Origin of the sequence: Devosia subaequoris (assembly GCF_014197055.1) — a bacterium.
In the GTDB taxonomy this organism is placed as follows: Bacteria; Pseudomonadota; Alphaproteobacteria; order Rhizobiales; family Devosiaceae; genus Devosia; species Devosia subaequoris.
In genome coordinates this window covers 47,873-59,998 of record NZ_JACIEW010000012.1, presented here as the reverse complement: position 1 = coordinate 59,998, position 12,126 = coordinate 47,873, and the positions used below count along the sequence as shown (strand labels likewise).

Below are 12,126 nucleotides of genomic sequence, written 5' to 3'. Positions count from 1 at the left end.
GTCTGCAATTTGGTCTACCCCAAAAGCTGCACGTGACAGGTTTCGTAGGCAAATCAGTTGCTTAAGCGTCTGGGATAAGTGTTTGTGGTGCCCAGAGCCGGAATCGAACCAGCGACACGCGGATTTTCAATCCGCTGCTCTACCAACTGAGCTATCTGGGCATCGGGCCAGTGCGGCGGGAGCCGCGAGCCACGGGCCTTATAGGGGAAGCGATTTTGCCGCGCAAGCGTGAAAACGCGATGTGGATAACGGGATTTGAACTACCGCCGCCCCCCTCACCCGGCGCTTCGCACCGACCTCTCCTCCAAAGGGAGGGGGAGGCTAGAATTCATCCTCACCCTCATCAATGAGCTCGTCGTCCCTGGCGGGAATGACGTAATTGCCAGTGAGCCAGCGATTGAGGTCGATATCGGCGCAGCGTTTGGAGCAGAAGGGTTTGAACTCTTCCACCATCGGTTTGCCGCAGATGGGGCATTTCTTTTGGGGAGCCTGTGCCATTAGACGCCCGACAAGCTCGACTGGTTGAGCCAGTTGAAATGCACCGGATAGCCTTCGCCCGCCAGAAGCTGGGTGGTTTCGTGCAAAGGCAGGCCGACCACGGCCGAATAGGATCCAACCAGCTTGACCACGAAGGCACCGGCAATGCCCTGGATGGCATAGCCACCGGCTTTGTCGCGCCATTCGGCACTGGCGAGGTAGGCTTCCATTTCCTTCGACGACAGGCGCTTGAAGCGGATGCGGGTTTCGACCAGGCGGTGGCGACGAGCACCCGACGGGGTGATCAGCGTGACCCCGGTATAGACACGATGGGCACGCCCCGAGAGCAGGCGGAGGCATTCGGATGCCTCTTCCATGGTCTCGGCCTTGGGCAGGATGCGTCGCCCCACAGCGACTACCGTGTCGGCTGCCAGCACCATGGTGTTGCTGCCGAAACCCGCGATGGACGCCTTGTGCTGGGCCGTCAGAGCCTTGAGATCGGCTAAGCGCTGAGCCAGCTTGCGCGGCAGCTCGCCTTTTTCGGGGGTCTCATCGACATGGGCCGGCACCAGATGTTCGGGCTCAATACCGATTTGGTTGAGCAGTGCCAGCCGGCGCGGTGAGGCCGAAGCCAGAATCAGGTCGGGACGGCCGGCCATGGCGCGGGAAGCCTTTTATTTAAAGCGATAGGTAATGCGACCCTTGGTGAGGTCGTAGGGGGTCATTTCGCACAGCACCTTGTCGCCGGCGAGAACGCGGATGCGATTCTTGCGCATGCGCCCGGCAGTGTGGGCGATAATTTCGTGATCGTTTTCGAGCTTCACGCGAAAGGTCGCGTTGGGAAGCAATTCGGTGACCACGCCCGGAAATTCGAGCACTTCTTCCTTGGCCATACTTTCTCCTGAGAAGGCCCCGTGCGCCATTGTTGGCTGGCCGAGGCCGCAAAATCGGGCGGAACCTACTTCAATTCAAAGGTTTTGTGAACCACTTGCGATCAATGGCCCCAAACGAGCTTTAACGCGCTTGCGCAAACCATCGCGCAACTCCCGATAGGCGCTCAGAACCACGCCGCGATTGCCTTCGACCAGCGAGGGGTCATCGACCTGCCAATGTTCTATATCGCCAGCTTCCAGCCCCTTCTTTTGCACCGCGTCGGGGGCATCGTCGGAGAGGGTGATGACGAGATCGAAGTGGTTGGCGACCAGTTCGTCCAGGATATGGGGCGTGTGCACGCTCATATCAATGCCGATCTCTTCCATGACCTCGTGGACGAACTGATCGGCCTTGCCGCCATTGACGCCGACCGAGCGGGCAATAAGTCGCCCCGGAAAGGCCTGGCGCGCCAATGCCGCGGCGATGGGGGAGCGCACCGAATTCATCGAACAGACAAAAAGCACGGTGGGCAGTTCACTGGTCGCCTCGTCGATGCGGGAGGCATAGGGCTGCACCGCGCAGATCAGCGTGAACAAGCGCCGGGCGGTGTTGAGGTCAACGATGATCTTGTTGGTAAGACGGGTGCGCAGCAGTTCGGCCGCCTCGTTGTGCATGCCGCGCCGGGCCATGTCGACGGTTTCGATCTGGAAGGGCTGGGCCGAGCGGATGGCCTCGTAATACGCGTCGCGGATGCGGAAATAGTCGCGAATGAGCCGGCGGAACGGAGTGAGCGAGAGATAGTGCGCCGCGATGGGCTGGAAAGTCTCGGGATGGCGCACATCGAGCAGGATGTAGTTGCCGATGATCGACATGTGGAGCGCATAAGGCCCTTCGGCGCTGACGCGGGCCGGCTTGAAGCTGTTTTCCTCAAGCAGATCATAAATGGCGATGCGCCATTCATGCACCTCGTCAGGATTGATCGAGGTGATGGTATTGGGGTCGAGCGTGACGGTAACCAGCCTGTCCTTGCTGGTCGCCCTCTGCTCTGTGCCCATGGAAATGCTCACCGATTGAGCCTTATGGAGATGGACCGGCCATGGCCATCAAGGTCTTCGACCCCGGCAATGGTGACGGCGGGTTCAGCCAGGGCCGCCAGCGATGAGGGCGTGCAGCCCAGAAGCGAGGTGCGCTTCATGAAGTCAAGCACCCCCAGACCCGAGGCAAAGCGGGCCGAGCGGGCGGTGGGCAGGACGTGGTTGGAGCCGCCGACATAATCGCCAATGGCTTCGGGCGTGTGGTGACCGAGAAAGAGAGCACCAGCGTGTCGGATCTTCGGCACCAGCGCCTGTGGATCGTCGGTCGCGATCTCCACATGCTCGGAGGCGATGCGGTTCGCCAATTCTGCCGCTTCCTCGAGGGAAGAGACTGTGATGATGGCGCCGAATTCCTCCCAGCCCTCGCGAGCGATGGTCTGCTTGGGGAGCAGGGCAAGCTGGCGATCGACTTCGGCCGCCACAGAATCGGCGAGTGTTGTATCGGTGGTAACGAGGATAGACTGGGCCCCTGCCCCGTGCTCGGCCTGTGCAATCAGATCGGCCGCCACCCAGGCGGGATTGGCGGAACTATCGGCGATGACCAGCACTTCGGAGGGGCCGGCGATCATGTCGATGCCGACCTGACCAAAGACCTGGCGCTTGGCGGCGGCAACATAGGCATTGCCGGGCCCGGTGATCTTGTCGACGCGGGCGATGCCCTTAGTGCCATAAGCAAGCGCTGCAACGGCCTGGGCGCCCCCAATGCGGTAGATCTCGGTGATGCCGGCGATCTGGGCGGCGGCGAGAATGGCCGGATTGATCTCGCCATTGGGGGTCGGCACCACCATGGCAATGCGCGAGACACCGGCGACGTGGGCCGGAACGGCGTTCATAAGTACCGATGAGGGATAGGAGGCCAGACCACCCGGCACATAGATGCCCACGGCATCCACGGCGGTCCAGCGCGACCCGAGGGTGACGCCGAGCGTATCGGTATAGATATGGTCCTCGGGCTTCTGCTTTTGGTGATGCGCCTTGATGCGATCATGGGCGGTCTGCAGGGCGGCGCGAACATGGTCTGGGACCTGCGCCGCTGCCTCAGCAATTTCATCCGCAGAAAAGGCCAGGGTCGATGGGGTGACATCGGCCCGATCGAACCTATTGGTCAGCTCTGCCACGGCAGCGTCACCACGCGCCCGCACGTCGCTGATGATGGAGGCGACGGTATCGTTCACATCCTTGCTGGATTCGCGCTTGGCGCCGAGCAGATCGGAGAAGCGCGGTTCGAAATCGGACTGGGCGCTGTCGAGACGAAGGGGCATGAAGGACTTTCTAGTCGAGGACGTGGGCAGGCTTGCCCGAAGCGGCCCAGGCAGCGCCAAGGTCGGTCAGCCGGGCTTCGAGACAATCGACCGTCAAACGCACCGTGCCGCCGCCAGCAAATCGCAACTCGACGATGCCGGATGGGGCATCAGTGGTCTCAAAGCCGATGGTGAGCAATTCGAGAACGCCCTCGGGCGCGGCAGGATCGAATCCGGCATAGGCGGCATGGGTCACGCCACGGAAATCGAGCGCGGCGCGCTTGCGAACTCCCTTCCCGCGCGGCGTGTCGCTTTCCCAGGCAAAGCGGTTCATCAGCAGCGCAAAGCGCTGGTTTTTCCGGGCATAGCCCATGTCGGCGACGCGGACGACAGCGTCCTGTGCGTGGGCGGAGACAACTTCGAGGTCTTCGGTATCAAGCGCAATCAGCTTGAGATCGGTCATGTGCAAGGCCCTGTTGGGATGGCGATGACCCTATCTGGTCACGACACCTCCGATCTACAAGTTTGTGCGGATCGGGGCAATGCGAAGAGCGCGGAGAAGTTCGGGGCGGACCCGCAATGGTCAGCCGCAAGCCCAGATTCAGTTATAGGTACGCGCTGGCGCCGCCACTCGAGCATAGCTTTCATGGCGCTGCGCGCTAAAATCGCCCCACCGGTGCGATCTTGCCAAAGGCACCGACCCGCCCTGCGAGCATAGCTCTACGGGCCTAGCACGCTAAAATCGCCCCACCGGGGCGATTTTGCCAAAGGCACTGACACGCCCTGCGAGCATAGCTCTACGGGCCTAGCACGCTAAAATCGCCCCACCGGGGCGATTTTGCCAAAGGCACGCGTGCTAGCCAGCAAGCCGCTCGATCTTGGCGCCGCAGCGGGAAAGCTTGTCTTCCAAGCGCTCAAAGCCGCGGTCGAGGTGGTAGATGCGGTTGACCACGGTTTCGCCCTTGGCGGCGAGGCCAGCGATAACCAGCGACACCGAGGCGCGCAGATCGGTCGCCATGACCTGGGCTCCTTTCAATTGCGGGCGGCCCGTGATCGTTGCGACCTGGCCGTTGACTGCAATGTCAGCGCCGAAGCGGGCGAGTTCGGCCACGTGCATGTAGCGGTTTTCGAAAATCGTCTCACGGATTTCGCTGACGCCCGAACTCATGGTCATCAGCGCCATGAACTGGGCCTGCAAATCGGTTGGGAAGCCAGGGAACGGGTCGGTGTCCACATCGACGGGCTGGATGCCATTGCCATTGCGCCGTACGCGAATGCCACTGGCCTCACTGGACAGCTCGGTGCCAGTCTGGGCGAGGATGTCGAGTGCGGCCTGCAGATGCTCGGGCCGCGCGCCCTTGAGCAGCACATCGCCCCCGGTCATGGCCGCAGCCATGGCGAAGGTGCCGGTTTCAATGCGATCGGGGATGACCTCAACGGTGGCGCCGTGCAGCTTTTCGACGCCTTCAACAGTCAGGGTGCGCGTGCCGATACCAGAGATTTTTGCGCCCATGGCCACGAGACACTCGGCCACGTTGGTGATTTCGGGTTCCTGTGCGGCATTTTCGATGATCGTCGTGCCCCGTGCCAGGGCAGCGGCCATCAGGATGGTGTGGGTGGCTCCCACCGAAACCTTGGGGAAGCTCACCGTGGCGCCGACCAGCCCGCCCTTGGGCGCGCTCGCGACGACATAGCCTTCATCGATGTCGATCTCGGCGCCCAATTGCTTGAGGCCAAAAAGGAACAGATCGACCGGACGCGTGCCGATGGCGCAGCCACCGGGCAGGGAGACGCGCGCCTCGTGGCAACGGGCCAGCAATGGGCCGATGACCCAGAAACTGGCGCGCATCTTGGAGACCAAGTCATAGGGCGCGGTGGTGTCGACAATGTCGGCAGCGTGGAAGGTCATGCGCTGGCCCACGCCTTCCTCTTCGCCGCGGCGACGACCATGCACGGCAATGTCGACGCCATGATTTTCCAGAATGCGTTCGAGCTGCTTGACGTCGGCCAGGCGCGGCACATTGTGCAGCACCAGCGGCTCGTCCGTCAGCAGGGACGCGATCATTAGTGGCAAGGCGGCGTTCTTGGCACCTGAAATGGAGATTTCACCCCGCAATTCATTGCCGCCAACCAAACGAATACGATCCATAAAAAGTCCTCAGAAATGGCCCGATAGGCCTGCTACCTGTTGGAGGCAAGGCAGGGTCTTCGTTGCCACGTGAGCCAGACCAGCCGTTCTCGAAAATGTTGCGATCAGAATCGCCCGAAAATGGTTTACGGTTTCTTGTGCGTGTCCGTTCCGGGTGTCGTTGAAACCTGCTCATTCGCATCGCTTGAAGCGCGCGCCTTTGCCTGTTCCTTCCGACGCTTGAGGTTTTCCCGCAGCTTTGCGGCCAATCTTTGCTCGCGCAGTGCAGTTTGTTCCGATTTGCCCATGGCCCTTCGGCACCTCGATTCCATCGCATCGGTTGATAGGCTGTTTTTGGTCTTGCGTCGAGACAGTCCCTATGGCAAAGGAGCCCCCGTCGCCGCGCCGGAACACCGGCCCCGCGAATTTGCTGCCGTAGCTCAGTGGTAGAGCACTCCCTTGGTAAGGGAGAGGCCGACAGTTCAATCCTGTCCGGCAGCACCAGTTTCCCGTTCAATTTGATCTGCTCCGGCGCTGCGCCGTTGCCTTGCCGACCTTGGCTGCGAAGGCTATGGCTGGCTGGCACCAGGGAGGGGAGCATGACCGAGCACGCGCTATACGACATTATCGACCCGCGATTCGCGCACAAGATCGTGGGCAGTGCAGGATTGGAAGAGCTGCACACAGGGTGCCGCTGGACTGAGGGGCCGGTGTGGTTCTCGGACCATGATGCGCTCTATTTTTCCGACATTCCCAATCAGCAAGTGCTGCGATATCTGCCGAGCGACAATTCGGTCAGCGTCTATGCCAAACCATCGAATTTCGCCAATGGCCATACCCGCGACCTCGAAGGCCGGCTGATTTCCTGTGAGCACGGACCGCGGCGGGTGACGCGTACGGAGATCGACGGCACGATCACCGTGCTGGCCGAAAGGTTTGAGGGCAGGAGGCTGAACTCCCCCAATGACGTGGTGGTGAAATTGGATGGCTCGATCTGGTTCACCGACCCTACCTACGGCATCTTGTCCGACTATGAGGGCTATCAGTCCGAGCCCGAACAGCCTGTGCATGGGGTCTATCGGATCGATGGGAAAACAGGCGAGATCAGGCTGATGGTTGGCGATTTCGCGCAGCCCAATGGGCTGGCGTTTTCGCCCGATGAGAGCGTGCTTTATGTCGCCGATTCCGGCGCCAGCCACGATCCCGCTGTGCCGCGGCACATCCGCGCTTTCGCTGTGGAAAACGGCGGATTGGCTGCACGGGACCTCGGACCCTTCGCAGTTATCGACAATGGCATCCCCGACGGTTTTCGGGTGGATACCGAGGGCTGGGTGTGGTGTTCGGCTGCAGATGGCGTGCATGTCTTTGACGACACCGGCAAGCTTTGCGGCAAGATTCTTATTCCGCAGACCGTTTCGAACCTGACCTTTGGCGGCCCGAAGCGGAACCGGCTTTTCATCACCGCCACCACATCGCTTTATGCGCTCTACGTCACCGCGCGGGGTGCGCAGACCCCTTGAGCCGCTGGCCAAGTATGCCGCCCAGCAGACGGTCGGCCGAGAGCGTACCACCCCCATAGACGAGCAGGGCCAGGGCCATGGCGAACCAGGGCAGGTGAAAATTGACCAGGCCATCGGGCACGGTGAGCTGGATGATGATGGTCATGCCCAGGATGCCGAGAGCGGCAAAGCGTGTTCCCAGGCCCAGAACCAGCAGGATGGGCAGAATAATCTCGCCCAGACCAGCGAGGAACGCCATGGCCAGCGGCGCCGGGTATGCAAAGGCTTGCCCAAAAATGTGCAGCTTGAACTCCTGCTCGAACAGATAGCGGGCGCCGCTCGACAGATTGAGGAACCCATCCCATTTCGTCAGGCCCGAACGCCAGAACGGGATGGCCAGGGCAATGCGCAGGGCCAGGAGCGGGATGGCCGCAGGGAATGCGCTAAGACCCTTATCGAGCCCGTTCCAGACGGCAATGGCGCGATCAAACATCGACGTGCTCCTTGTCCAGGGCAGCAAAAACACCCAGTCCGGCTAGGCCGACCAGAGCCGCACCAGGATCAAAATCAGGGAAATCAGCCAATACAGCTTCGGCAGCCCGCCCCAAATTCCGACCCTGTTCGATGGCCTTCAAAAACGTGAAGGCGGCGGGCGGAATGATGGTCAGGCGAACCTCCGCCTGCGGGCGTGTGAGCAGGACGCATTCACTGCCGGACAAGGCGGGAATGGTGACCGGCGTGGTCTGATGGGCGGACCAGAGCGAACCAACAGGAAAGCTGGAGCGCACCAGGCGCGTCGACGGAGCAAGCGCCAGATCGAGCTTGGCTAATGCGTCACCGGCAATTGTGTTCAGATCGGCAGCCATAAGGACAGCGGCGTCGGCCGCGTTATATGTTTCGGTCCAGGCCGCTTCGAGCCGGGCCAGATCGGGGAGGTAAGGCAGCCCCGCAGCGGGTGGAAACTGCCCTATGAAATCGGGAAAGCTGTCGCCATAGTGTAGCAAGACCGGCCCCCTGGGCTTGTTCTGTCCGACATAGAGCCGCGCCATGCCGGTGAAAAACTCTTCCCCGACCAGTTGGCGGGTCACCGGGAAGCGAGCCGCAATGGCACCAACCAGACTGACATGCACATTGTTGCGATAGACCGCGAAGCGCTTGGTGTCGGCGGTGCCGCGAGGGGAGACCAGCCCCACCGGCACAGGCTGGGCGGGATCGGTCAGGGCCCGGATGAACTGGTGCTGAGAGGTCACGATGCCAACCTCCGGTTCAGCGTGCCATCAAGCACCTCGTCCACCAGGCGGACCTCATCCATCAATACATCGAAGGCGGGAACGTTGTTGTCCCATTCAATCAGGGTCGGCAGGGCACCGGTGTGGGCAATAGTGTAGCGATAGAGTTCGAAGACGTCGGGACGCACCCGGCTGCCATGAGCATCGATCAGCAGGCGTTCGCCGGCGTCGTCGGTGGTTTCATCGTAGCCGGCGAGGTGAATTTCACCGACATGATGCACTGGAAAGCGGTCGATATAGGCGATCGGGTCGAGCCGGTGATTGACCGCAGAGACCATGACATTGTTGACGTCAAGCAGCAGTCCGCAGCCGGTGCGCTCGGCGATGGCGGCGAGGAAGGCGACTTCGTCGATGGTGCTTTCTTCGAACAGAACATAGGTCGAGGGGTTTTCGAGCAGCATGCGGCGGCCAAGGATCTGCTGCACCTCATCGATATGGGCCACAACCCGATCCAGCGTCTTGGGCGTATAGGGCACGGGCAACAGGTCGTTGAGATAGCCCTCGTCATGGCTGGACCAAGCCAGGTGCTCGGAAAACGACGCGGGTCGATAGCGCTCCACCAAGGCGCGGAGGCGAAAAAGGTGGTCGCGATCCAGCGGTTGTTCGCCGCCAATGGACAGGCCAACGCCGTGCAGGGAAAGTGGATAGTGTTCGCAGATGGCCGCGAGGTAGCGGTGCGGCGGACCACCCTCCCCCATATAGTTCTCTGCATGCACCTCGAAAAATCCAAGTTCGGGCTTTTCGGCGATGATCTGGGCATAGTGCTGCGCCTTCAGGCCCAGGCCGGAGCGCGCTGGCAGGGTGTCGAACGGCATGGTTGCCTCCCTCGGGAAAGGCGGGAGGCTCTTAAGCCTCCCGTGATTGGTGCCAATCAGCTTGCCGTGGGAAGATCGCGATCGAGCGGCTCGAGCGAGCCCATGCGGTCTCCCTCGACTTCCATGGTTTCGCAGGTGCCGGCCGGCACGACTTTCCAGGCATTGCCCTGGTAGTCGATGGTGGAGGTGCCAGCGCAGGTGGTGCCAGGACCGGCGGCGCAGTCATTGGCGCCGGCAAGAGCTACGCCGTAGCACTTTTCGGTGGCAGCCATGGCATCGCCACCGGCATCCTGGGCGATCGCCGTGCCACCCAGGGCGGCGGACAGGGAGGCGGCAAGGGCAAAGGTAGACAGGCGGTTCATGGGTTTCTCCTCTGGTGGGGAACTTTTGATGTTCCAACACCGAGACATTCGCCGCCCAACCAAAGGAGTTACAGGATCACGCGTTCGTGAATGCAAGAAAACCGACGCCAGGGTAGCCGGCGCCGGCTTGCAATAATTAGGTCATAGAAAAAGCGGTGTCCGGATCAGATCCAGTAGGGGGTCACGCCGTAATAGTCGTGGACGCGGCGCCCGTTCTCGGCTGTCCAGAAATTGTCGTCTTCGCCCTCATAGCGCGGCGCGCCTTCAAGCTGCTCCTTGGTGATGTCGACACGATAGCCGCCGAGGGTCTCATCGTAATCCAGCTTGGACCAGGGCAGCGGATAATGGTCGTGGCCAATGCCCATAAAGCCGCCAAAACTGAGGACGGCGTAAGAAACCTTGCCGCCGCGCTTTTCGACCAGAATGCGTTCAATGGAGCCAATATGCTCGCCATTCGGGTCGTAAACCTTGGTGCCCTCAACCTTGTCCGAAGCGATCAGGTCGTGCGTTTCCTTGACGTCTGCAGTGTCGAGACGGTTGTCATCATAGGCCATTTCATCCTCCTTGATTGGGGTGTGGGAGGCAGAACGCAGCGGCCTGGTGCAAGTTTCGTCAGAACGGGAAATGTGATCAGGCGACGAGGCGCGGTCGCGTGAAGGGCCGCGGGCCGTGATCGGCCAGATGGGCGATGAAGGGCTCTATCAACAACGGTCTGGAAATCACATAACCCTGAGCGAAATCGACCATGCCGGTGGCCCTGAGGGCGTTGAGACGATCCATGGTCTCCACCCCTTCGACCACGAGCGAGCGGCCCGAAGCCTGGGCAAGGTCGATGGCGTGATCCAGCATTGTGGCCATAACAGATTGATCCGGAGCCATAGCGAAGGACCGATCAAGTTTGACCCCATCGATCGATAACGCCGCCAGATTGTGCATGGAGGAATAGCCTGCTCCGAAGTCGTCGATATAGACCTTCAGGCCCGCAGCGCGCAGCCGTTCAATTTCGACCTGCGCTGTCTCCGGACTGATTTCGGCGGTTTCGACAATCTCGACAACAACATCGAATGGAGAGTCTTTTGTTAGGAAGGGCGCGAAGATCGGCACCAACTTGCTCGCATCGAGGTCCTGCGGGAAAATATTGAAATTGACCTGCAGACGCGCACCGTTGGGCATGTAGGCAGTCAGGTCTGCATAGGCATACGCGACCACCATGGATGTAAAGCGCTCGGTCAGGCCATGTTTTTCGATGATAGGCAGGAAACGGTCCGGCGGCACAATGCTGCCGTCAATATCGCGCCACCGCGCCAGGACTTCGCATCCCGTGACTTGGTCCTCCTTCAAATTGAGCAAAGGCTGATAGGCACAGACCACGGAACCTTGGTCGAGCCGACGCAGGAATCGCGCCTCGAACGACCAGTAGCGCTCGATGATGCGATTCAATTGCTGCGCCACCCACGCAGCCAGCACGCCAGCGAGGAGCAGGATGACGGCAACGGTGGCCCCGCCGAGGGCGAAAAGCTGGTTCAGATAGCTGCGGCTAGCGATACAGTGAATGCCGCCGCTATCGCAGGACATCTCATAAAATACACCCCTGAACACTGAAGCCAGGGCGGGCCCGGTGGCGTCGCGAGCCTGGGTATAGAGTCCAGCCTCACCCTGGCGGTGCAGCCAGACATCGTCGCTGAAGCGGAAGATCAGTTCCTGTTCCATCCAGCGCGGTCGGGTGGCCGGCAGTGGCTGAGACGGCACGATCATGGCCAGCGCGCCACGTTGCGCCAGTGTTCCGGTAATGCCATCGAGGCCGAGAAAGCCGAGATCCACATCGACCCAGAATGCCATGTCATCCGGGGCCTGGAAGGCAAAGTCGGGCGCGCCCAGTTCCTCAGGCGACGCCAGACGTCCGGAGTTGACCGAGCACTCGACGCGCCCATTCGGGGCGTAGAGCAATTCGTTGATGCCGTCCGGCAAGAAAGCGATGCGGCGCAACTCGTCAAGAAATGCGGGTGAACAGCCCGGTTGAACCAGGCGGCGATCCATCTCCTCGAAAGTGGACAGGACATTGGCCCGCAGCTGCTCGAAGCCGGCCAGGCTGCGCTGTGTTTCTACCCGCATATCGAGGGATACTTGCTCGGCAACTATCCAGGTGGCGCCGAACAGCAGCGCGACAAAGGCCACGACCCAAAGGCCGATTTTTCGGCCCCGCTCGTGTGTTCCGGCAATCAGGATGCCGATGAACCGATTCACCTAAAGGTCTCCTGCATCGCGCCAATTTGCCGGAAACTCTTCAAGATGGGGTTAAACCAAGTGTTCCGATACATGCGATGGCCGGAACCTGGGCCCTGTTGTTG

General features: G+C 61.1%; 14 protein-coding genes and 2 tRNA genes. 2 read left to right on the top strand and 14 right to left on the bottom strand.

Going from position 1 to position 12,126, the window contains the following annotated elements:
- Nucleotides 1-85: 85 nt before the first annotated feature.
- From GGR20_RS17630 to murA, 8 genes are all read right to left on the bottom strand, one after another.
- Nucleotides 86-161 (bottom strand) — tRNA-Phe (locus tag GGR20_RS17630).
- A gap of 160 nt (nucleotides 162-321) precedes the next feature.
- A complete protein-coding gene (yacG, locus tag GGR20_RS17625) occupies nucleotides 322-498 on the bottom strand; it encodes a DNA gyrase inhibitor YacG (RefSeq protein WP_183312671.1) in 177 nt (58 codons plus the stop codon).
- Nucleotides 498-1,136 carry a Maf-like protein gene (locus GGR20_RS17620; RefSeq protein ID WP_183312670.1) on the bottom strand — a complete coding sequence of 213 codons (639 nt, stop codon included), beginning with the start codon at nucleotides 1,134-1,136 and terminating at the stop codon, nucleotides 498-500. The genes yacG and GGR20_RS17620 overlap by 1 nt, the downstream gene beginning before the upstream one ends.
- Before the next feature lie 15 nt (nucleotides 1,137-1,151).
- Complete coding sequence (gene infA, locus GGR20_RS17615) at nucleotides 1,152-1,370, bottom strand: translation initiation factor IF-1 (protein ID WP_046103343.1); 219 nt, start codon at nucleotides 1,368-1,370, stop codon at nucleotides 1,152-1,154.
- Nucleotides 1,371-1,445: 75 nt separating this feature from the next.
- Complete coding sequence (locus GGR20_RS19155; RefSeq protein WP_183312669.1) at nucleotides 1,446-2,405, bottom strand: UPF0262 family protein; 960 nt, start codon at nucleotides 2,403-2,405, stop codon at nucleotides 1,446-1,448.
- 8 nt (nucleotides 2,406-2,413) lie between these two features.
- Nucleotides 2,414-3,706 carry a histidinol dehydrogenase gene (gene hisD, locus GGR20_RS17605; protein WP_183312668.1) on the bottom strand — a complete coding sequence of 431 codons (1,293 nt, stop codon included), beginning with the start codon at nucleotides 3,704-3,706 and terminating at the stop codon, nucleotides 2,414-2,416.
- Between the two features lie 10 nt (nucleotides 3,707-3,716).
- Nucleotides 3,717-4,148, bottom strand: a complete 432-nt coding sequence (locus GGR20_RS17600; RefSeq protein WP_183312667.1) for a DUF2948 family protein — start codon at nucleotides 4,146-4,148, stop codon at nucleotides 3,717-3,719.
- A gap of 393 nt (nucleotides 4,149-4,541) precedes the next feature.
- A complete protein-coding gene (murA, locus tag GGR20_RS17595) occupies nucleotides 4,542-5,834 on the bottom strand; it encodes a UDP-N-acetylglucosamine 1-carboxyvinyltransferase (protein ID WP_183312666.1) in 1,293 nt (430 codons plus the stop codon).
- A 408-nt stretch (nucleotides 5,835-6,242) separates the two neighbouring features.
- Between murA and GGR20_RS17590 the strand changes: the two genes are divergently transcribed.
- Nucleotides 6,243-6,317: transfer RNA gene (locus tag GGR20_RS17590), tRNA-Thr, on the top strand.
- A gap of 95 nt (nucleotides 6,318-6,412) precedes the next feature.
- The gene (locus GGR20_RS17585) at nucleotides 6,413-7,333 is read left to right on the top strand and encodes an SMP-30/gluconolactonase/LRE family protein (RefSeq protein WP_183312665.1); all 921 of its coding nucleotides are present in this window, start codon (nucleotides 6,413-6,415) and stop codon (nucleotides 7,331-7,333) included.
- Here the strand turns inward: GGR20_RS17585 and GGR20_RS17580 are convergent.
- From GGR20_RS17580 to GGR20_RS17555, 6 genes are all read right to left on the bottom strand, one after another.
- The gene (locus GGR20_RS17580) at nucleotides 7,305-7,805 is read right to left on the bottom strand and encodes a DoxX family protein (RefSeq protein WP_183312664.1); all 501 of its coding nucleotides are present in this window, start codon (nucleotides 7,803-7,805) and stop codon (nucleotides 7,305-7,307) included. The genes GGR20_RS17585 and GGR20_RS17580 overlap by 29 nt on opposite strands.
- Complete coding sequence (locus GGR20_RS17575; RefSeq protein ID WP_183312663.1) at nucleotides 7,798-8,562, bottom strand: HvfC/BufC family peptide modification chaperone; 765 nt, start codon at nucleotides 8,560-8,562, stop codon at nucleotides 7,798-7,800. The genes GGR20_RS17580 and GGR20_RS17575 overlap by 8 nt, the downstream gene beginning before the upstream one ends.
- Nucleotides 8,559-9,416, bottom strand: a complete 858-nt coding sequence (gene bufB / locus GGR20_RS17570; RefSeq protein ID WP_183312662.1) for an MNIO family bufferin maturase — start codon at nucleotides 9,414-9,416, stop codon at nucleotides 8,559-8,561. Before bufB ends, GGR20_RS17575 begins: the two co-directional genes overlap by 4 nt.
- 56 nt (nucleotides 9,417-9,472) lie before the next feature.
- Nucleotides 9,473-9,778 (bottom strand): BufA1 family periplasmic bufferin-type metallophore, encoded by a 306-nt coding sequence (locus GGR20_RS17565; RefSeq protein ID WP_183312661.1) that lies wholly within the window; start codon nucleotides 9,776-9,778, stop codon nucleotides 9,473-9,475.
- 164 nt (nucleotides 9,779-9,942) lie between these two features.
- Nucleotides 9,943-10,332: a PRC-barrel domain-containing protein gene (locus GGR20_RS17560; protein WP_183312660.1), complete on the bottom strand. Its 390-nt coding sequence runs from the start codon at nucleotides 10,330-10,332 to the stop codon at nucleotides 9,943-9,945.
- Nucleotides 10,333-10,408: 76 nt separating this feature from the next.
- The gene (locus tag GGR20_RS17555; RefSeq protein ID WP_183312659.1) at nucleotides 10,409-12,022 is read right to left on the bottom strand and encodes an EAL domain-containing protein; all 1,614 of its coding nucleotides are present in this window, start codon (nucleotides 12,020-12,022) and stop codon (nucleotides 10,409-10,411) included.
- Between the last annotated feature and the right edge of the window lie 104 nt (nucleotides 12,023-12,126).